Annotated in this window: 16 protein-coding genes and 1 rRNA gene; 16 read left to right on the forward strand and 1 reads right to left on the reverse strand. The window is 42.6% G+C overall.

What is annotated here, in order from left to right; genetic code table 11:
• Positions 1-65 precede the first annotated feature (65 nt).
• From ftsL to lpxC, 13 genes are all read left to right on the forward strand, one after another.
• The gene (gene ftsL / locus L2735_RS05595) at positions 66-380 is read left to right on the forward strand and encodes a cell division protein FtsL (protein WP_248983766.1); all 315 of its coding nucleotides are present in this window, start codon (positions 66-68) and stop codon (positions 378-380) included.
• A 79-nt stretch (positions 381-459) separates the two neighbouring features.
• Complete coding sequence (locus L2735_RS05600; RefSeq protein ID WP_248983767.1) at positions 460-2196, forward strand: peptidoglycan D,D-transpeptidase FtsI family protein; 1737 nt, start codon at positions 460-462, stop codon at positions 2194-2196.
• Positions 2193-3752: a UDP-N-acetylmuramoyl-L-alanyl-D-glutamate--2,6-diaminopimelate ligase gene (murE, locus tag L2735_RS05605; protein WP_248983784.1), complete on the forward strand. Its 1560-nt coding sequence runs from the start codon at positions 2193-2195 to the stop codon at positions 3750-3752. Before L2735_RS05600 ends, murE begins: the two co-directional genes overlap by 4 nt.
• Positions 3752-5125, forward strand: coding sequence for a UDP-N-acetylmuramoyl-tripeptide--D-alanyl-D-alanine ligase (locus L2735_RS05610; protein ID WP_248983768.1), 1374 nt, complete (start codon positions 3752-3754; stop codon positions 5123-5125). The genes murE and L2735_RS05610 overlap by 1 nt, the downstream gene beginning before the upstream one ends.
• Positions 5126-6208, forward strand: coding sequence for a phospho-N-acetylmuramoyl-pentapeptide-transferase (mraY, locus tag L2735_RS05615; protein WP_248983769.1), 1083 nt, complete (start codon positions 5126-5128; stop codon positions 6206-6208).
• A gap of 6 nt (positions 6209-6214) precedes the next feature.
• Positions 6215-7540 carry a UDP-N-acetylmuramoyl-L-alanine--D-glutamate ligase gene (murD, locus tag L2735_RS05620; protein ID WP_248983770.1) on the forward strand — a complete coding sequence of 442 codons (1326 nt, stop codon included), beginning with the start codon at positions 6215-6217 and terminating at the stop codon, positions 7538-7540.
• Entirely contained in the window at positions 7527-8741 is a 1215-nt protein-coding gene (gene ftsW, locus L2735_RS05625; protein ID WP_248983771.1) for a cell division protein FtsW, read from the forward strand. Before murD ends, ftsW begins: the two co-directional genes overlap by 14 nt.
• Positions 8742-8749: 8 nt before the next feature.
• Positions 8750-9838, forward strand: coding sequence for an undecaprenyldiphospho-muramoylpentapeptide beta-N-acetylglucosaminyltransferase (gene murG, locus L2735_RS05630; protein WP_248983785.1), 1089 nt, complete (start codon positions 8750-8752; stop codon positions 9836-9838).
• 1 nt (position 9839) lies between these two features.
• The gene (murC, locus tag L2735_RS05635) at positions 9840-11282 is read left to right on the forward strand and encodes a UDP-N-acetylmuramate--L-alanine ligase (protein WP_248983772.1); all 1443 of its coding nucleotides are present in this window, start codon (positions 9840-9842) and stop codon (positions 11280-11282) included.
• A gap of 101 nt (positions 11283-11383) precedes the next feature.
• Complete coding sequence (locus L2735_RS05640; protein WP_428848293.1) at positions 11384-12196, forward strand: cell division protein FtsQ/DivIB; 813 nt, start codon at positions 11384-11386, stop codon at positions 12194-12196.
• Positions 12197-13432, forward strand: coding sequence for a cell division protein FtsA (ftsA, locus tag L2735_RS05645; protein ID WP_153914466.1), 1236 nt, complete (start codon positions 12197-12199; stop codon positions 13430-13432).
• Between the two features lie 26 nt (positions 13433-13458).
• Complete coding sequence (gene ftsZ, locus L2735_RS05650; RefSeq protein ID WP_248983773.1) at positions 13459-14637, forward strand: cell division protein FtsZ; 1179 nt, start codon at positions 13459-13461, stop codon at positions 14635-14637.
• A gap of 205 nt (positions 14638-14842) precedes the next feature.
• Positions 14843-15763 carry a UDP-3-O-acyl-N-acetylglucosamine deacetylase gene (gene lpxC / locus L2735_RS05655; RefSeq protein ID WP_153914464.1) on the forward strand — a complete coding sequence of 307 codons (921 nt, stop codon included), beginning with the start codon at positions 14843-14845 and terminating at the stop codon, positions 15761-15763.
• 3 nt (positions 15764-15766) lie between these two features.
• Here the strand turns inward: lpxC and L2735_RS05660 are convergent, their stop codons facing one another.
• Positions 15767-16219 carry a DUF721 domain-containing protein gene (locus tag L2735_RS05660; protein WP_153914463.1) on the reverse strand — a complete coding sequence of 151 codons (453 nt, stop codon included), beginning with the start codon at positions 16217-16219 and terminating at the stop codon, positions 15767-15769.
• Between the two features lie 27 nt (positions 16220-16246).
• Here L2735_RS05660 and L2735_RS05665 point away from each other — a divergent pair, with 27 nt between their 5' ends.
• The 3 genes from L2735_RS05665 to L2735_RS05675 form a co-directional block, all read left to right on the forward strand.
• Positions 16247-17146, forward strand: a complete 900-nt coding sequence (locus L2735_RS05665; protein ID WP_248983774.1) for a M23 family metallopeptidase — start codon at positions 16247-16249, stop codon at positions 17144-17146.
• 58 nt (positions 17147-17204) lie between these two features.
• The gene (secA, locus tag L2735_RS05670) at positions 17205-19925 is read left to right on the forward strand and encodes a preprotein translocase subunit SecA (protein ID WP_248983787.1); all 2721 of its coding nucleotides are present in this window, start codon (positions 17205-17207) and stop codon (positions 19923-19925) included.
• A 626-nt stretch (positions 19926-20551) separates the two neighbouring features.
• Positions 20552-20753: ribosomal RNA gene (locus L2735_RS05675) — 16S ribosomal RNA — on the forward strand; the annotation flags it as partial.

A 20753-nucleotide genomic window follows, 5' to 3' on the forward strand; every position in this document is an offset into this window, starting at 1 on the left:
GACGCTAATCTGCTATTCATTTAACGGGTTAGTGTTGTATAGATTGAAAGATAAATGGGGTTAACTTGGGGCAATCATCAATAAAATTATCACGTATTGTACTCGCTGATATTTGGCGACATAAGTGGATTTTATTAATGTCGATGGTCGTACTCATCAATGCAGTTGGTGTGGTTTATACCAGTCATGCAACCCGTAAGTTAACTTCGCAGATGGATCATTTATTACAAGAGCGCGACCGATTAGACATTGAATGGCGCAACTTGTTATTGGAAGAGCAATCTAAGTCGGAACACAGTCGTGTGACTCGAATTGCCACTAAAGATTTAAAAATGATGAGGCCATTACCCAAAGAAGAAGTGGTTATTCGGTTACCGTAGATTAGGTTGTAATAGCAGGGCTGCAGTCAAAGAGCTCGATAGAATAGGGATTGTTGAGTCACTAACTCAAGTTTAAATAATGAGCAGACAAGCTAAGCGTAAGTTAAATCCAGAGCTAATTCCGTGGCGATTATTCGTTGTGGTTGGTTTTGTTTTGCTTTTATTTACCGCTTTGATTGCTCGAGCAGCTTATATTCAAATTATTGAACCGGACAAATTACGTCACGAAAGTGATATGCGTACGCTACGAACCAGTAGCAACCAAGTACAGCGTGGCTTAATCACAGACCGAAACGGTGAAATGCTGGCAGTGAGTGTACCAGTTCGCGCGGTTTGGGCCGATCCTAAAATTTCCCACGATAAAGATGCCTTTAAAGACATGCGTCGCTGGAAAGCGCTTGCGGATGTGTTACATGAGCCTGTCGATAAAATCGTTAATAAAGTGCAGCGCGATCCAAAGCGTCGATTTATCTATTTAAAACGCCAAGTGACGCCAGCTGTTGCTGAATACATCAAGCAGTTAAAAATCTCGGGCATTTATTTAAAATCTGAATCTCGCCGTTATTACCCTGCGGGTGAAACCGCTGCACAGTTGGTTGGGTTAACCAATATCGATGATGTCGGTATTGAAGGTATTGAAAATGCATATGACAGTTGGCTAACAGGCACGCCTTCTAAACAAAAAGTACGTAAGTCTCGCGATGGTAAAGTGGTTCAGCGTCTAGATATCGTTGAAGAAGGTGAGAGCTCAAATGATTTAGTGCTCAGTATCGATCAGCGTATTCAGCAACTTGCCTATCGTGAGTTAAAGCGCACAACAGAAATTAACCAAGCGACGTCAGGGTCTGTGGTGGTATTAGACGTGCATACAGGCGAAGTCCTTGCAATGGTTAACACACCATCTTACAACCCAAATTCCCGTGAAAACTTACAATCCTATCGCATGCGTAATCGCGCATTGACGGATACCTTTGAGCCGGGCTCGACCGTAAAACCGTTCGTGGTCGCTGCAGCATTAGAGGCGGGTACTGTTGAGCGCAATGATTTAATTAATACTTCTCCAGGCTGGATGCGAGTGGGTGGACGACAAGTTCGCGACACAATCAACTACGGCAACATGACCTTAGACAAAATCTTAGTGAAATCCAGTAACGTCGGGATCAGTAAGGTTTCGTTATCTATGCCAGTTCAAGAGTTACTTGGAACCTACCAGTCTATGGGGCTAGGTAACTATTCAGGTATTAATTTGGCTGGTGAAAGCGCGGGCCTTATTCATGATCGTCGCCGTTGGTCAGACTTTGAACGTGCGACGTTATCTTATGGCTATGGTCTGACAGCGACACCACTTCAGCTAGCAAGAATGTATGCCACATTAGGCAGCGGTGGAGTGCTTTATCCCGTATCGATTCTCAAGTTAAAGCAAGCGCCTCGTGGCGAGCAAGTGATCTCCGAGCAGACGGCCAAAGATGTCATGGAAATGATGGTTGGGGTGACAGAACGTGGCGGCACAGCGACTAAAGCCCATATTGATGGCTACCCTATTGCAGGTAAAACCGGTACTAGTCGTAAATCAATAGCGGGTGGATATGGCGATGATTATGTCTCGCTATTTGCTGGTGTGGCACCAGTGCACAATCCTCGTTTAGCGATTTCGATTGTAGTTAATGAGCCTAAAGGCGATCGCTACCACGGTGGTGATGTTGCTGGTCCTGCTTTTGCAAAAATTATGTCCGGAGCATTACAGATGCTCAATGTAGAGCCATTAAATGAGAAAGAAAAAGTTGAATTGGCTGCTATCGCTAGGAGGGCAGAATAATGCTTCTTAGTGATTTATTAGCTCCTTGGTTTCATTATGCTGGCCGTGAGTCAGTCTCTTCAATGACTTTAGATAGTCGTGAAGTCAGCCAAGGTTGCTTGTTTGTGGCGTTACCTGGCCATCAAGTAGATGGTAGAAAATTTATTAACAAGGCCATTGATGCTGGTGCCCTTGGTGCGTTGATTCATACCGATAACCCTGATGAGCATGGCCAAGTGAATCATCATGATTCTGGCGTAGTATTAGTTTCATTTTTTCAGTTAAGTCGTCAATTATCGGCAGTCGCCGCGCAGTTATATCCTTTGCTTAATTCAAATATGGCGATCATTGGGATTACTGGGACAAACGGTAAAACCTCAGTGAGTCAGCTTATTGCCCAGCTAGTGACGTTGAAACAGCAAAAAGCCGCTGTGATGGGCACGCTTGGTAATGGTGTTTGGGGAAGCTTGATTGATAGTGGTAATACAACTGCAGATGCCATTACTCTGGTGCGACAGCTACATGAGTTTCAGCAGCAAAATGTTAATGCATGTGCGATTGAAGTCTCTAGTCATGGATTAGTGCAAGGCCGCGTAGAAGCAGTGCCTTTTAATACAGCTGTGTTTACCAATTTAAGTCGTGACCACCTTGATTATCATGGTGACATGGATGCTTACGGCGCGGCTAAAAAGCGCTTGTTTACTTTTGCATGTGTTAAAAAGGGCTTACTGAACCTTGATGATGCTGTTGGTGAGAGTTGGTTTACCGAGCTTAAGTCGGCCAATATGTTTGGCTTCAGTCTTAAAAAACATCCTTTAGCGCGCTTTTATACCGACAATATGCGTTTTAATGATGCAGGGGTGACATGTGATTTGTATTACCCTGCAGACATTAATGACTCTGACTCAGAATTATTGAAAGGGCAGTTATCTTCGCCGCTTCTAGGCGACTTTAATTTATCTAATCTTGTTGCTGCCTTAGGTTCCTTGTATTTACAAAGCTCGTTAAACGCCCAAACCGCTGGTCGAGAGTTGATGAATGAGCTACTAACGTTAGTGCCTCAGCTTAAGCCTGTCGCTGGACGGATGGAGCGATTTAATCAAGTTAATGGCCCAACATTAGTTGTTGACTATGCACATACACCAGATGCGATTGAGCATGCATTAAAAGCACTGCGTATTCATTGCGAAGGCACCTTATGGTGCGTATTTGGTTGTGGTGGTGACAGAGATAAAGGTAAGCGTCCATTAATGGCCCAAGCTGCTGAACAATATGCAGATAAAGTGATGGTTACCAGTGACAATGTTCGTAGTGAAGATCCTATGAGCATTATTAACGATGTGGTTGCTGGGTTTACAAACTCAGAGCAAGCCTTAGTTGAGGTCGATAGAATTGATGCGATAAAAGCGGTGTCACAATTGGCTGAAGCTGGCGATATTGTTTTGCTCGCGGGTAAAGGGCACGAAACTTACCAAGAAATCGCTGGTAGCCGAGTCGATTACGATGAACGTGCATTAGCCCTGATGTTAACCAGTCCAGATGCAGAGCAACCTCTTGTCAAAACAGGAGGCATCTGATGATAGAGATTAAATTATCAACTTTAGCTGCTGAGCTTAACGCTCAACTCATCGGCGCTGACATCACCATTAATGATGTAACCAGTGACAGCCGAAAAATGCTGGAAAGCAGTTTGTTTGTTGCCTTAAAAGGTTTACGTTTTGATGGCCATAGCTTTGCTGAAACAGCAATCGAAAATGGTGCCAAAGCGTTATTGGTAGAGCGACAACTTGATGTCAATATTCCACAGCTTGTTGTCGAGAACACGCAAAAAGCCATGGGCGCTATTGGTGCATTTGTTCGTCAACAAGTGAATCCTAAATCAGTTGCACTGACTGGCTCTAATGGCAAAACGACGGTTAAAGAAATCGTTGCGACAATATTAACTCAGCACCATAAAGTGTTGTTTACTGCTGGCAATTTTAACAACGAAATCGGTGTGCCATTAACACTATTAAGACTTGAGCAAGGCCATGAGTATGGTGTGTTTGAGTTAGGCGCAAATCATCAGGGTGAAATTAATTATACTTCATCTTTAGTGACGCCTCAGGTGGCATTAGTGAATAATGTCGGCCGTGCTCATCTTGAAGGTTTTGGTTCAATTGAAGGCGTTGCTGAGGCAAAGTCTGAAATCTTTAATCATCTAAGTAAAGACGGTACTGCCATTATTAATGCTGATGATGATTTTGCTGATTTCATGGTAAAAAAAGCATCGGCCTTTAAGCAACTGACGTTTTCTATTTCTGAAACTATCGACGCTGATATTAAAGCGCTTGATATTGTTGCTGATGATACTGGTTGTTATCAGTTTACTTTATTGGTTTCGGGTCATTCATATCCAGTACAACTTCCATTAGCAGGCTTACATCAAGTCAGTAATGCATTAGCTGCTAGCGCCATTTGTATCGCTTTAAATATCCCTGTTGCAGATATTGTAACGGGGTTAAGTTCGTTAACGCCCGTTAAAGGAAGAATGGTACCGCACAAGATGGGGCGGATCTTACTCGTTGATGACAGTTATAACGCCAACCCGACTTCTGTGGATGCCGCGATCAGCTGGTTAAAACAAACTCGCGGTTTTCGGTGTTTAGTACTGGGAGATTTGGGTGAATTAGGTGACAATAGCGCCCTTTTGCATTTTGAGGTTGGCGAACAAGCCAAGCTCGCTGGAATCGATGACCTGTTTTGTTGCGGACAACTCACTGAATCAACTAGTAAAGCGTTTGGTTCTGAGCACTATAGTGACTCAGATATACTCGTTAAAACATTAATGAAAAAGATAAATCAGTTACCGGATGATGTAACTATTTTAGTTAAAGGTTCTCGAAGCGCAGCGATGGAAACTGTGGTCGAAGAATTATTAAATGCCAATAGGCGCGGGGAGTTTGTTTAGATGCTGGCTTATTTAGCTGAGTATTTAACCCAGTTTTACAGTGGGTTTAATGTATTTTCATATCTGACCTTAAGAGCCATTTTAGGGCTTATGACGGGGCTAATTTTTAGCTTATGGTTTGGTCCCAAGTTGATTGAGCGATTGCAACTACTGCAGATTGGTCAAGTCGTCAGAAATGATGGGCCAGAGTCGCATTTCAGTAAGCGCGGAACCCCTACTATGGGTGGTTTACTGATCCTCGCGGGGATTTTTGTCAGTGTATTATTGTGGGGTGATTTGTCGAATCGATACGTCATCGTCATGTTGTTTGTTTTAGGCACGTTTGGTGGTATTGGCTTCCTTGATGATTACCTCAAAGTCGTCAAAAAGGATTCTAAAGGGCTTATTGCTCGCTGGAAATATGCTTCACAATCAATAGCAGCCTTAGCCGTTGCTTTTTACTTATATAGTTCAGCGACAATACCTGGCGAGACTCAGTTAGTCGTGCCATTTTTTAAAGATGTGATGCCGCAATTGGGCTTACTTTATATCGTGCTGGCTTACTTCACCATTGTTGGTGCAAGTAACGCTGTGAATTTAACTGATGGTCTTGATGGCTTAGCAATTATGCCAACCGTTATGGTGGCTGCAGCATTTGCTCTTATTGCCTATTTATCAGGACATGCGCAGTTTGCTAGCTATTTACATATTCCGCATCTGCCAGATGCAGGTGAGCTGGTAATTGTATGTACCGCGATAGTCGGTGCTGGTTTAGGATTTTTATGGTTTAACACTTACCCTGCTCAAGTATTCATGGGTGATGTTGGATCATTAGCACTTGGAGCAGGTCTTGGTGCTATTGCGGTATTAGTCCGTCAAGAAGTGTTATTAGTGATTATGGGCGGTGTTTTCGTGATGGAAACAGTGTCGGTGATTTTACAGGTGGGTTCTTACAAATTACGTGGACAACGTATTTTTAGAATGGCACCGATTCATCACCATTACGAATTAAAAGGTTGGCCAGAACCAAGAGTGATTGTTCGCTTTTGGATTATTTCGTTATTCCTAGTCATGCTAGGACTGGCAACCCTTAAGTTAAGGTAGTAAGCAATGCAATCAAGCTATTCACATATTGTTTTGGGGTTAGGTGCAACAGGGTTATCTGTTGTGCGTTATCTGATGTCCCAAGGTATTACACCATTGGTGATGGATAGCAGACGAGCACCGCCTGGCCGAGATACGTTAGCGCAGGAATTCCCTGATGTTGAACTACTTACTGGCGGGTTTGTGTGTCGTTATTTAGTGCAAGCACAACATATTATTGTTAGCCCTGGCATTGCGGTTGATACACCTGAAATTCGCGCAGCGATTGATATGGGTATCGAAGTGATAGGTGATGTTGAGCTGTTTGCTCAAGCGGTAGCTGATAGGGCTCCTTGTGTGGTCGCGATTACTGGCTCAAACGGTAAAACGACCGTGACGACTCTGGTTTACGACATACTCAAAGCTGCTGGTAAAAAGGTCGCGGTGGGCGGCAATATCGGCATTCCTGTATTGGATTTACTTGCTACAGATGCTGAGTATTTTGTATTGGAATTATCGAGTTTCCAATTAGAAACGACCCACAGCTTGAATTGTATTGCGGCAACATGCTTGAACGTCAGTGAAGATCATATGGACAGATACCATGACATTCATACGTATCGAGCGGCAAAATTACGTCTATATCAGCAAAGCCGATTCGTGATGTTTAATCGCGATGATCAACTGACATTTCCTGATGAGCCAACAAATCAAAATACGTTTGGTTTAGGAGTTCCTGAAGGTGATGAATGGGGCATTGCAGATGGCAAGATATTACATGGCGAAAGTGAAATCATGAATTTACATGAGGTCAGCTTAATCGGTAGCCATAACCAAGCCAACTTGTTAGCTGCTATGGCGCTAACGGATGCTTGCGGTATTGATAAGCGCTTTATGATTGATATCGCATCAAATTTTGCGGGCTTAGAGCATCGATGTGAGATGGCGGGCCTTAAGCAAGGCGTTACATACATCAATGATTCCAAAGCAACCAATGTAGGGGCAACTGTTGCGGCTTTAAATGGGTTAAGCGACCACTTAGGCGATTTGATTCTAATTGCCGGTGGCGAAGGCAAAGGTGCAGACTTTAAAGAGCTTGAAGCTTCGCTTAGCAATGTGACTCAAGTGATTACCTTTGGCAAAGATGGCGCAAAAATCGCTGCATTAAAAGCGGATAGTATTACGGTTAATAACCTTGAAGAAGCAGTGGCAAAAGCAGTTGAAATAACTTTTTCAGGGGATATCGTTTTATTATCTCCAGCTTGTGCCAGTACTGATATGTACAAGAACTTCATGGAAAGAGGCCATCACTTTAAGCAATTAGTGGAGCAGATTGAAGATGGCGAGGGGTGAGCAGCAACTTAGCTTATTCCAACAAGTCCTAAAGAGGTCTTGGCCAGATATATTATCTGAAACTTCACCAAGTGATCAGTTGTATGACCGGAGTTTGTTTGTCGCCGTTGTTGGCTTGATAGCTTTTGGTTTTATTATGGTGATGTCAGCTTCTATGCCTGAAGCTCAAAAGCTGACAGAAAATCCGTTCCATTTTATTTATCGCCATGTGGCATATCTGATGGGATGTGGTGTTATTGCTTATGCAGTGCTGAACATAGAACTGAAGTTCTGGGAAAGGTATAGCGCCTACTTAGTGCTGTTAGTGCTGCTCATGTTGGTAGCCGTTTTAGTTGTCGGCACAACGGTAAATGGGGCAACACGCTGGTTATCGGTTGGGCCTGTTAGGATCCAAGTTGCTGAAATTGCCAAGTTTGTGTTCATTATTTACATGTCGGGTTATTTAGTACGTCGACATGGCGAATTAAGAGAAAACAGTAAAGGTTTCATTAAGCCCATTATTGTATTTACATTATTTGCTTTGTTGATTTTGGCACAGCCGGATTTAGGAACTGTCGTTGTACTGTTTGTTTGTACTGTCAGTTTGTTATTCCTTGCGGGAGCTAGGATTTTTGACTTTTTAGTCTTGATGATTTTTGGTGTTGGCTCTTTTGTATTTTTAGTGGTGTTTGAGCCTTATCGTATGCGACGGGTTACGTCCTTTTTGGACCCATGGGAAGACCCATTTGGTAGTGGTTATCAGCTAACCCAATCACTGATGGCTTATGGACGCGGCGATATTTTTGGCCAAGGTTTAGGCAACAGTATTCAAAAACTGTCATACCTGCCTGAGGCTCACACAGATTTTATCTTTGCTGTGATTGGTGAAGAGTTAGGTTTTGTAGGCATTGTTTGTGTATTAACCGTGTTGTTTTTTGTAGCGTTCAGAGCAATTCGTTTAGGCAATTTATGTTTAAGTATTCAGCGCCCATTTGAAAGCTATTTGGCCTACGGGATCGGGATTTGGATTTGTTTCCAGACAGTTGTAAACGTCGGCGCAAGTATTGGGATGTTACCCACAAAAGGATTAACACTGCCCTTTATTAGTTATGGTGGCAGTAGCTTATGGGTAATGACTGCAGCCGTGATGCTATTGATACGAATCGATTACGAAAGGCGGCTAAGTTTGACACAAGCGGTGCAAGGGAGAGTAAAGAAATGAGCCCTAATATGACTGATGCACCCAAATTATTGGTGATGGCTGGCGGTACGGGTGGACATGTGTTCCCGGCGTTAGCAGTGGCAAAAGCATTAGCTAAAAAAGGTTGGCAAGTACGTTGGTTAGGTACTGCTGATAGGATGGAGGCGCGTTTAGTGCCTCAGCATGGATTTGATATTGAGTTCATCGATATTAAAGGCGTGCGCGGCAACGGTATCATCAGAAAGCTGGCAGCGCCGTTTAAGATTTTACGTTCAATCATGCAAGCTAAAGCGTTTATTAATGAGTACAAGCCTGATGTGATTTTAGGTATGGGTGGTTTTGCTAGCGGCCCTGGTGGCGTAGCGGCAAAGCTCTCTGGTATTCCATTAGTTTTGCATGAACAAAATGCAATTCCAGGGATGACCAACAAGTTGTTATCTCGTATTGCCAGTAAAGTACTTTGTGCTTTTCCAAATACCTTTTTACCGGCAACCAATGCTGAGGTTGTAGGTAACCCAATTCGACAAGAGCTTATCGAATTAGGAGAAAAAACCAAGGTTTGTGACGATGAAGCGTTAAAAGTATTAGTCGTCGGTGGCAGTTTAGGCGCCAAAATTTTTAACGATGTCATGCCTGATGTTGTAGGGCAATTAAGCCAACAACATTCAATTACGGTTTGGCATCAGGTAGGCAAAGGAAATCAGACTACCGTAAAAAGCCAATATCAAGACAAGGGTCAAGCAGCCAGTGTCAATGTGGCAGAATTTATAGATGACATGGAAGCCGCTTATCGCTGGGCTGATATTGTTGTTTGTCGCTCAGGAGCGTTAACCGTTTCTGAGTTAGCAGCGGTGGGAAGAGCCAGTATTTTGGTGCCCTATCCACATGCAGTAGACGATCACCAAACAAAGAACGCTTCAGTATTAGTAGAAGCCGGTGCGGCATTTTTATTACCGCAAACCATATTAAACGCAGAAAATTTAGCTGAAAAGTTAACCCTTTTCGCTGAAAAAAGACACGTTGTATCAGAGATGGCACAACAGGCCAGAAGTGTTGCAGTGTTAGATGCAACCCAACGTGTAGCGAGTATTTGTGCTGAATTAGCACGAAAGGATTGAAATGACTAAAACAGAAAAGTACGCCCAGTTACGCACCATGATCCCAGAGATGAGAAGGATTAAAAAAATCCATTTCGTCGGAATAGGCGGAGCAGGTATGGGTGGGATAGCCGAAGTGTTAGTGAATGAAGGTTATCAAATCAGTGGCTCAGATATTGCCATTAACAGTGTTACTGAAAGATTAGAGAGTTTAGGCGCCAAGATCATTATTGGTCATCAGGCTGAAAGCGTTGCTGATGTTGATGTCGTTGTTGTTTCGACTGCAATCGATAAAGAAAACCCTGAAATCATTGCTGCAAAAGAGCGTCGTATTCCAATCGTGCGCCGTGCGGAAATGTTAGCAGAACTTATGCGTTATCGTCACGGAGTTGCCATCGCTGGCACTCACGGTAAAACAACGACAACCAGCTTAATCGCAAGCGTGTATGGACAAGCTGAGCGTGATCCTACTTTCGTTATTGGTGGGTTACTTAACAGTGCAGGTACGAATGCTCGTTTAGGTACTAGTCGTTATTTGATTGCTGAAGCAGATGAGAGTGATGCGAGCTTTTTACACTTACAGCCTATGGTCAGTGTGATCACTAATATCGAAGCTGACCACATGGACACCTATGGTGGTGATTTTGAAAAGTTGAAAACCACATTTGTGGACTTTTTACATAACCTGCCATTTTATGGTGTGGCTGTGATGTGTATCGATGATGAAGTGATTCAAGAAATTATGCCAAGGGTTGGCAGACAAGTGGTGACTTATGGCTTTAGTGATGTTGCCGACGTGCAAGCGCTGAACTTTAAACAAGTCGGTCATCAGAGCCAATTCAGTGTTCGTCGTAAAAACCGTGATGATTTAGATATTGTGTTAAATCTTCCTGGCGAACATAACGTGTTAAATGCATTAGCTGCAATTGCTGTTGCTAGTGAAGATGATATTGATGATGAATCTATTGTTGCAGCGTTAGCTGAATTTGAAGGCATCGGCAGACGTTTCCAACACCTTGGTGAATTTGATACCGCTAATGGCAAAGTGATGTTAGTGGATGATTATGGTCATCACCCAAGTGAAGTCTTAGCAACGATTAAAGCTGCTAGAGCTGGCTGGCCGGATAAGCGTTTAGTGATGGCGTATCAGCCGCATCGTTTTAGTCGAACACGTGACTTGTATGAAGATTTTGTTGAAGTGTTATCACAAGTTGACGGTTTATTGCTGTTAGATGTTTATGCCGCGGGTGAAAGCGTAATCCCTGGAGCCGATGGTCGTGCCTTGTGTCGTTCAATCAGGCTACGTGGGCAAGTGGACCCGATTTTTGTCGCATCACCTGAATTATTAACAGATGTACTGCCAGATGTATTGCAAGAAGGTGACTTATTACTGACGCAAGGTGCGGGTAATATTGGCGCATTATCAAAGTTATTAGCATCGAGCAATTTAGGTTTTGATAAATAATTTTGGACCTTCACCACTTAAATGTGATGAACATTTTTTGTACTATAACTGTCTGTAAATATAAGCTTTAATACAGTCAGCATGCTGGATATAATGGTGAATTGCCTAATGAAAGTGACAGTGTACAGTTTGGAGATACAGTAACTGTGGCGTGGAGTGATAAAGCACGCCAACTGAAAGGCCATTTGAGTGAAGTCAATTGGTACTTATATACAGGCTTACTGTTTTTGCTGACGGTACTGCTCACCATAGTTTGGGCGGGATTGAAGTTGAATGTTTTACTCAACGATGCTGATGCTTTACCCATTGATGCAGTGGCGATTAAAGGCGAAAGAATTTATACCTCAGATGCTGAAATACAAGCGGCATTGCAGGCACTAATGGAACGAAGCTTTTTTAGTGCAGATGTAGGTGAGGTACAACAAGCGTTAGAAGCATTACCATGGGTTTACCATGCATCCGTTAGACGAGAGTGGCCTGCAAAACTGAAGGTGACCTTGCAAGAGCAGCATGCAGTAGCACATTGGAATGGTGATGATTGGCTTAACATTAATGGTGAAGTGTTTGCTGCACAGACCCATGAGAGCATTAGCCTTTTGCCTTTGCTTTCAGGCCCAGAAGAAATGTCTTCTGAAGTGTTAACCAGTTATCAGCAATTGTCTGATTTATTAAGTATTAATGGTTTTAAACTCGCAAGCTTAAGTTTAAGCCCAAGGCATGCATGGCATGCAACGTTAGATAACGGCATCCTTCTCGAACTAGGACGAGAAGACAAGATGTCGAGAATCCAAAGATTTATTAATGTTTATCCTGAAATAACACGTAATGAAAAGCCAATAGCAACGATCGATTTGCGCTATGACACCGGAGTCGCCGTTGGTTGGGATGATACTAAAACAGAGAGTCGACACTAAATGACCAAAAATCAGGAAAGAAATCTTATCGTAGGCTTAGATATTGGCACGTCCAAGGTCGCAGTGATCATTGGTGAAGTGCTGCCTGACGGTGAGATAAGCGTGGTCGGTTTAGGTAATCACCCTTCCCGTGGTATGGATAAAGGTGGCGTGAATGATTTGGACTCTATTGTTAAGAGTGTCCAGCGTGCACTAGACCAGGCTGAGCTAATGGCTGATTGCCAAGTATCATCAGTGTATTTAAGTATTTCAGGTAAACACATCGCATGTCAGAACGAGAATGGCATGGTGTCAATTAATGATGAAGAAGTAACGCAAGAAGACGTTGATAACGTTATTCATACTGCACGTTCAGTAAAAATACCAACGGAAAGACGTATTTTGCACGTGTTACCACAAGAATATTCAATTGATGTTCAAGATGGTATTAAGAGTCCTATCGGCATGTCAGGCATGCGAATGGAAGCGAAAGCGCATATCGTCACCTGTGCAAATGACATGGCAAAGAACATCACTAAAAGTGTTGAGCGCTGTGGTTTAACCGTCGATGATTTGGTTTTTTCAGGCATTGCGTCAGCTGATTCAGTGTTAACCAATGATGAAAAAGATCTAGGTGTTTGCATCGTTGATATTGGTGGCGGTACAACAGATATCGCTGTTTACACCAATGGCGCCCTTAGACATTGCGCCGTGATTTCTGTTGCAGGTAACCAAGTTACCAGTGATATTGCCAAAATTTTTAGAACGCCATTAACGCATGCTGAGCAAATTAAAGTGCAATTTGCTAGCGCGAGAAGCTCAATGGTGAGCCGTGAAGATAGCATTGAAGTGCCATCAGTAGGCGGTCGTCCTTCACGCAGTATGTCTCGTCACACATTGGCGGAAGTAGTGGAACCAAGATATCAGGAATTATTTGAACTGGTATTAAAAGAATTAACTGACTGTGGCTTAGAAGATCAAATAGCTGCAGGCATAGTATTAACAGGCGGAACCGCATCGATTACTGGTGCAGTTGATATTGCTGAAGCGACTTTCGGTATGCCAGTTAGGGTGGCGTCGCCGCTGCCAGTAAAAGGGTTAAATGAATACGTGGATCAACCTATATATTCTACAGGTATAGGCTTGCTTCATTATGGCGCCAGACGCGTTATCGAACGTCAGTTCGAGCGTCCTGAACGTCAAGGGGTTACCAGTCTTTTGAATCGGGTCAAAAGCTGGTTTAAGGGTGAATTTTAATAACGCAGACAAACGGAGATCAGACAATGTTTGAGATCATGGACACACATAATGACGAAGCGGTGATCAAGGTCATCGGCGTCGGTGGTGGTGGCGGTAACGCTGTCGAACATATGGTTAAACACAGCATCGAAGGTGTTGAGTTTATCGTAACGAATACGGATGCTCAGGCATTACGCAAATCAGGTGCTGGTTCAACAATTCAATTAGGGCGCGATGTCACTAAAGGTCTTGGTGCTGGAGCAAATCCTGATGTGGGTCGCCAAGCTGCTGTTGAAGATAAAGAAAACATCCGCGCTGCGATTAAAGGATCTGACATGGTCTTTATCGCTGCAGGTATGGGCGGTGGTACCGGAACGGGTGCTGCGCCTGTTGTTGCTGAAATTGCTCGCGAAGAAGGTATTTTAACTGTTGCAGTTGTGACAAAACCTTTTCCTTTTGAAGGCAAAAAGCGTATGACTTTTGCTGATCAAGGTATTGCAGAGCTAGCAAAACATGTTGATTCACTGATCACTATTCCTAATGAAAAGTTATTAAAAGTATTAGGCCGAGGCACTTCATTACTTGACGCATTTGCTGCGGCGAACAATGTTTTATTAGGCGCTGTACAAGGTATTGCAGAGTTAATTACTCGCCCAGGTTTAATCAACGTGGATTTCGCCGATGTGAAAACGGTTATGTCAGAAATGGGTAATGCCATGATGGGCACAGGCGTAGCAACCGGTGATGATCGCGCTGAAGAAGCGGCTGAAGCAGCTGTTGCAAGTCCATTACTTGAAGATATTGATCTAGCTGGTGCGCGTGGCGTATTAGTCAACATCACTGCAGGTATGGATATCAGTATTGAAGAGCTAGAAACAGTGGGTAACCATGTTAAAGCTTATGCTTCAGACAATGCGACTGTGGTTGTTGGTGCTGTTATTGACCCTGAAATGAGTGAAGAGCTACGTGTAACAGTTGTTGCTACTGGTATTGGTGCTGAGAAAAAGCCTGATATTCAATTAGTCACTAAGCCTGTTTCACGCCCTGAGCCTGCACCGGTCATTGAGCCTAAAGTTGAGCCAGTAGAAGAGCCAGCTGCAGCAAGTTACGTTGCGCCAACGGGTAATGCAGTTCCAGCTCCTCAACAAGCTGCGCAACCTGCAGCACGAGTTGATGGCGATTACTTAGATATTCCAGCATTTTTACGTAAGCAAGCTGATTAGTTGCTGATAGTAAAAATGAAAATCTAAAAACCTAAGATGTTGATAAAATGTTGCTTATGTAAGTAGAGACGGATAAAAAGACTTTAAAGGGTTCTTTTTTGTGAAAAGACAATTTTATGGTAGTATACCGCCTCAGCTTACTGGGTTAACTCAGTATATGTAGCTCAAGAATGTTTATTTTAAAGTGATTAAAACGGGTAACTGAATGATTTTTCAAAGAACTGTTCAAAAAATGGTGAAGAGTACTGGTGTCGGATTGCATTCCGGCAACAAGGTAACTCTGTGCATTATGCCCGCACCTGTCAATACTGGTATCGTACTTAGACGTACAGATTTAAACCCAGCAGTGGAAATTCCTGCTAAGGCTAATCTTGTCCGTGAAACAACTATGTGTACGGCATTAGTGAATGATGAAGGTGTTCGCATTTCAACTATCGAACATTTATTTGCAGCACTTGCAGGCCTTGGCATAGATAACGCCGTTATCGAAGTTGATGCTCCTGAAATCCCGATTATGGATGGCAGTGCAAGTCCGTTTGTTTTTTTACTGCAAAGCGCAGGTATTAAAGAACAATCGGTAGCTAAGAAATATATTAAAATCAATCAAACCATTCGTGTTGAAGACGGTGACAAATGGGCAGAATTAAAGCCATTTAAAGGCTTTAGAGTCGATTTTAAAATTGACTTTAATCACCCTGAGATCTCACGCAGTCAACAGCATATGGTGATGGATTTTTCAACATCTGCTTTTGTTAAAGATATTAGCCGAGCTAGAACATTCGGCTTTATGCAAGATATCGAATATCTACGTGCTAATAATTTAGCACTAGGTGGCAGCATGGAAAATGCTGTAGTGCTTGACGAGTATCGTGTCCTTAACCCTGACGGTCTGCGATATGAGGACGAGTTTGTTAAGCATAAGATTCTTGATGCGTTTGGTGATTTATATGTAGCAGGTCATGCCATTGTTGGTGAGTTCTGTGCATATAAAACAGGCCATGCACTAAACAACCAATTGGTTAGAGCATTACTTGCACAACAAGAAGCGTGGGAATTAGTCAGCTTTGAAAATGAAGTTGATGTACCACTGAGCTTCATGGTGCCAGGCGCTGTATCTTTAGCGTAAAAATTAAGATTGCCTATTACGGCTGGCTAATGCAGCCAGCCGTTTTAGTTTTTCGCCTAGTGAACCTTCTACGTGATCAGCCAATGTCTGCAGGTGTTCTGCAGCAACAGGGCTGATTTTTGCATAATTAGTTGGTGCTTTACTTGGCGTAATTGCTATCCCTGGGTTGACTTTAACCTCTATAGCGGTAAGCATTGGAAGCGTTTCTTCCTGAAGTTGTTGCAGTAGTTTGGTCTTTTGGAAATTTATTCTAGCAGCCCATGCAGCCGAAGTAGTTTCAATAACAAGAACACCCTGACGAAGATTAGCGACTTTTAGCTGTTCACTAACAGGACCATTTAAACACTGCTTTACATAAGTATTCAGTTGATTTAATAGTTCTGCTTTCTCAGCGAGTTCCGGTAATGTTCCCGATTGATGTAGTAATCTACTGAGATCTTGAGGGGGCTTTTTCATATGATAATAAGATGGCTGAGTTAGGCTATGAGTGTAACAGTTTTTATTCAAGGTCGAAATGGAGTAACACGTTGGCACCCTAGCAAACGTTGGTTACTTCTACCTATCCTTTTAGTGGCGGCAGGAACTGGTCTTTACCAGCAGAGTGCTGATCGTTTTGCTGCGCAGCAAACCAAAGTTGATGAAAATCAAAAACTGCGCGAACAGCAAAAACAACAAGTCATTAATCTCAAAAAAGCGACAGAAACTCAATTAAGCACTTTAGTTGCCCACGTCGCAAGAATGCAAGCTAACGTTACTCGACTTGAAGCGTTAGGCCAGCAAGTTGCCGAAAATAATTTACTTGAAGATCAATTCGACTTCTCTACTGAAGTCGGGGTTGGTGGTTTGAGTGAAATAGGCGCTGGCGTCGAACTAAACCAACTGTTAGACGATATGTCACAGTTGGCCTCCAGAATTGATAATAATAATGTTCAGTTGTCACTACTTGAAACCGTGGCAACTAATCTCCATATAGATAAAGAACGTTATATATCAGGGCGACCAATCGTTAAAGGTTGGTTATCTTCGCCCTACGGTTTACGAAATGACCCTTTTAATGGTCGTAGAACTTTGCATAAAGGCATTGATTTTGCGGGTAAGGAAGGCGGCGATGTAATTGCAACTGCTGCAGGTGTGGTTACATGGTCAGGAAATATGCTTGGTTATGGCGGGCTTGTGGAAATTGATCATGGAAATGGTTACCGCACTCGTTATGGACACAATAAATCTATGTCAGTAAACCTAGGTGACGTCGTTGCCAAAGGCGATAAAATTGCCAGTATGGGTAGCACAGGCCGGTCAACCGGTCCCCACGTGCATTACGAAGTGTTGCGAAATGGACAGCAAATAGATCCAAGAAAGTTCGTCTATCGCAAGGCTAGTTAATAACATTTTCGGTTAAGTCGCTCATTTGAGCTCAACCTACAAGAGATAAGTGATTAAGATGTTAGGCAAATTACTGACAAAAGTATTCGGCAGTCGTAACGACCGTACCTTGAAAGGCCTTGGTAAAGTTGTAACTAAGATTAACGCATTAGAAGCTGAATATGAAAAGCTGACAGATGATGAACTAAAAGCAAAAACAGCAGAGTTTCGTCAGCGCATTGAAAATGGTGAGACATTAGAAGCTATCATGGCTGAAGCTTTTGCTACTGTACGTGAAGCATCAAAGCGTGTATTCGAAATGCGTCATTTCGATGTCCAATTATTAGGTGGTATGGTTTTAGATAGTAACCGTATTGCTGAAATGAGAACGGGTGAAGGTAAAACACTTACCGCAACACTTCCAGCATACTTAAACGGTTTAACTGGTAAAGGTGTTCACGTTATTACCGTGAATGATTACCTTGCGGGTCGTGATGCTGAAAATAACCGTCCTCTTTTTGAATTCCTAGGCTTAACCGTCGGCATTAACGTTGCGGGTCTTGGCCAAGTTGAGAAGAAAGAAGCTTACAACTCAGATATTACCTATGGTACTAACAATGAGTTTGGTTTCGATTACCTTCGTGACAATATGGCATTCTCTCCTCAAGAGCGTGTTCAACGTCCTCTTCATTATGCACTTATCGATGAAGTCGATTCGATCTTAATTGATGAAGCGCGTACACCATTGATTATTTCTGGCGCTGCTGAAAACAGTTCTGAGCTTTACATCAAAGTAAATACCTTAATCCCTAACCTTATCGTTCAAGAGAAAGAAGATACTGAAGATGAGATTGGTGAAGGTGATTTCAGTATTGATGAAAAAGCAAAACAAGTTCACTTCACTGAACGTGGTCAAGAAAAGGTAGAGCAACTTCTTATCGAGCTTGGCGTGTTAAATGAAGGTGATTCACTTTACTCTGCCGCCAACATCTCTTTATTGCATCACGTAAATGCAGCACTTCGCGCGCATAAATTATTCGAACGCGATGTTGACTATATTGTTCAAGATGGCGAAGTGATTATTGTCGATGAACATACTGGCCGTACTATGCCAGGCCGTCGTTGGTCTGAAGGTTTACATCAAGCTGTTGAAGCTAAAGAAGGTGTAAATATTCAAAATGAAAACCAAACCTTAGCGTCTATCACATTCCAAAACTACTTCCGTCAATACGAGAAGTTAGCGGGTATGACGGGTACTGCTGATACTGAAGCATTTGAATTCCAGCATATCTATGGACTAGACACAGTAGTAGTACCAACAAATAAGCCAATGGTTCGTAATGACATGGCTGATTTGGTTTATTTAACTGCAACTGAAAAATACAACGCAATTATTACTGATATTAAAGGTTGCCGTGAACGTGGCCAACCAGTACTTGTGGGTACAGTATCAATTGAGCAGTCGGAGTTATTAGCCACGCTATTAAAGCAAGCAAAAATCCCTCACTCAGTTTTGAATGCAAAGTTCCATGAAAAAGAAGCACAAATTGTTGCCGATGCTGGTAGTTCAGGTACTGTGACTATTGCAACAAACATGGCGGGCCGTGGTACGGATATCGTATTAGGCGGCAACTGGAAAGTTGAAGTTGAAGCGCTGAAGAATCCAACCGAAGATCAAATCGCTAAAATTAAAGCTGAGTGGCAAGTTCGCCATGATGCAGTTATAGCTTCTGGTGGTCTGCACATTCTTGGTACTGAACGCCATGAATCTCGTCGTATTGATAACCAATTACGTGGTCGTTCAGGTCGTCAAGGTGATGCTGGTTCTTCACGCTTCTATTTATCTATGGAAGATAGCTTAATGCGCATCTTCGCATCAGATAAAGTCACTGGCATGATGAAAAAGCTAGGTATGGAAGAAGGCGAAGCCATCGAACATCCTTGGGTATCACGTGCAATTGAAAATGCTCAACGTAAAGTTGAAGCGCGTAACTTCGATATTCGTAAGCAATTACTTGAATATGATGATGTTGCCAATGACCAACGCCAAGTCGTTTACTCACAACGTAATGAGTTGATGGATGCAGAAAGTATCGAAGATACTATCTCAAACATTGAACAAGATGTGATTAGCACTGTAATTGATCAATACATTCCTCAACAGTCAGTTGAAGAGTTATGGGATGTACCTGGTTTAGAGCAGCGCTTAGAACAAGAGTACGGTCTTAAGTTAACTATTCAACAATGGTTAGATACTGAAGAAGACTTACACGAAGAAACGCTACGTGAAAGAATCGTAACCAGTTGGAGTGAGGCATACAAAGCGAAAGAAGAAATGGTAGGTGCACAGGTACTTCGCCAATTCGAAAAAGCTGTCATGCTGCAAACTCTAGACGGTTTATGGAAAGAACATTTAGCTGCGATGGATCATTTGCGTCAAGGTATTCATTTACGCGGTTATGCTCAAAAGAATCCTAAGCAAGAGTATAAGCGTGAGTCATTTGAGTTATTCCAGCAAATGCTTGAGTCACTTAAATTAGACGTTATTAGTGTGCTATCTAAAGTACAAGTACAAGCTCAGTCAGATGTTGATGAAATGGAGCAGCGCCGTCGAGATGAAGAAGCTAAGATCCAACGTGATTATCAACATGCTGCTTCTGAAGCATTAACTGATAAAACAGAAGCTGAAGCAGCAATGCCAAGAACTGTCATCCGAGATGGTGAAAAGGTTGGTCGAAATGATCCTTGTCCATGTGGTTCAGGTAAAAAGTACAAACAATGTCATGGTAAGTTGACCTAAATTAGGTTTTATTTCGTGATTATAAAAAGCAGCTATTATTAGCTGCTTTTTTTATATCTAAAAAATAGTATAAGAAACAGCCACTAAAAGTCGGTTTGTGGATAAGGCTGTGGATTAATAGTGGTTAGCTTGTGGCTAAATAGAAAGATTTAAAATAATTGAAATTATTTTAAAAAAGCGCTTGCGGTGTTTCAGAATCTGCCTATAATGCGCATCCACTGACACGGCAAACCACGCAATAGCATGGTGTACACGCCAAATCAGTTCACTGTAAAGTGACGCTTAAAAGAGTTTTTAAATTAGTTTAAAAATGACTTGACGCGAAACGGGAATTGCGTAAAATACGCATCCCTAGCCACTCGGGCTTACCGAGATGCGCTAACGCTCTTTAACAATTTATCAAGTAATCTGTGTGGACACTCACAGGTGTTGAGTTAATCGAAATTGCTCACTCTTTCTCGTAAAGAATGCAGCAATCAAAATTATTATCAATATTTTCTGAATCACGTAAGTGATGAGTGTTCATAGCAATATGTAACAAACAGGATGTAGATTCTTCCGAGTCTGCATAATGTAATCAGAATTCATTGAGCCGTTGTTGCCTTCGGGTAATAACAACAAAACTTTAATTGAAGAGTTTGATCATGGCTCAGATTGAACGCTGGCGGCAGGCCTAACACATGCAAGTCGAGCGGTAACAGAAAGAAAGCTTGCTTTCTTTGCTGACGAGCGGCGGACGGGTGAGTAATGCCTAGGGATCTGCCCAGTCGAGGGGGATAACAGTTGGAAACGACTGCTAATACCGCATACGCCCTACGGGGGAAAGGA

Source organism: Shewanella olleyana (assembly GCF_023283825.1).
GTDB classification, from domain to species: Bacteria; Pseudomonadota; Gammaproteobacteria; order Enterobacterales; family Shewanellaceae; genus Shewanella; species Shewanella olleyana.

Bases quoted from the DNA above. Each gene is read 5' to 3' on its own strand.
- L2735_RS05600 (WP_248983767.1), top strand. From the start codon at position 460: ATGAGCAGACAAGCTAAGCGTAAGTTAAATCCAGAGCTAATTCCGTGG.
- L2735_RS05610 (WP_248983768.1), top strand. From the start codon at position 3,752: ATGATAGAGATTAAATTATCAACTTTAGCTGCTGAGCTTAACGCTCAA.
- mraY (WP_248983769.1), top strand. From the start codon at position 5,126: ATGCTGGCTTATTTAGCTGAGTATTTAACCCAGTTTTACAGTGGGTTT.
- murD (WP_248983770.1), top strand. From the start codon at position 6,215: ATGCAATCAAGCTATTCACATATTGTTTTGGGGTTAGGTGCAACAGGG.
- ftsW (WP_248983771.1), top strand. From the start codon at position 7,527: ATGGCGAGGGGTGAGCAGCAACTTAGCTTATTCCAACAAGTCCTAAAG.
- murG (WP_248983785.1), top strand. From the start codon at position 8,750: ATGACTGATGCACCCAAATTATTGGTGATGGCTGGCGGTACGGGTGGA.
- murC (WP_248983772.1), top strand. From the start codon at position 9,840: ATGACTAAAACAGAAAAGTACGCCCAGTTACGCACCATGATCCCAGAG.
- ftsA (WP_153914466.1), top strand. From the start codon at position 12,197: ATGACCAAAAATCAGGAAAGAAATCTTATCGTAGGCTTAGATATTGGC.
- ftsZ (WP_248983773.1), top strand. From the start codon at position 13,459: ATGTTTGAGATCATGGACACACATAATGACGAAGCGGTGATCAAGGTC.
- lpxC (WP_153914464.1), top strand. From the start codon at position 14,843: ATGATTTTTCAAAGAACTGTTCAAAAAATGGTGAAGAGTACTGGTGTC.
- L2735_RS05660 (WP_153914463.1), bottom strand. From the start codon at position 16,219: ATGAAAAAGCCCCCTCAAGATCTCAGTAGATTACTACATCAATCGGGA.
- L2735_RS05665 (WP_248983774.1), top strand. From the start codon at position 16,247: ATGAGTGTAACAGTTTTTATTCAAGGTCGAAATGGAGTAACACGTTGG.
- secA (WP_248983787.1), top strand. From the start codon at position 17,205: ATGTTAGGCAAATTACTGACAAAAGTATTCGGCAGTCGTAACGACCGT.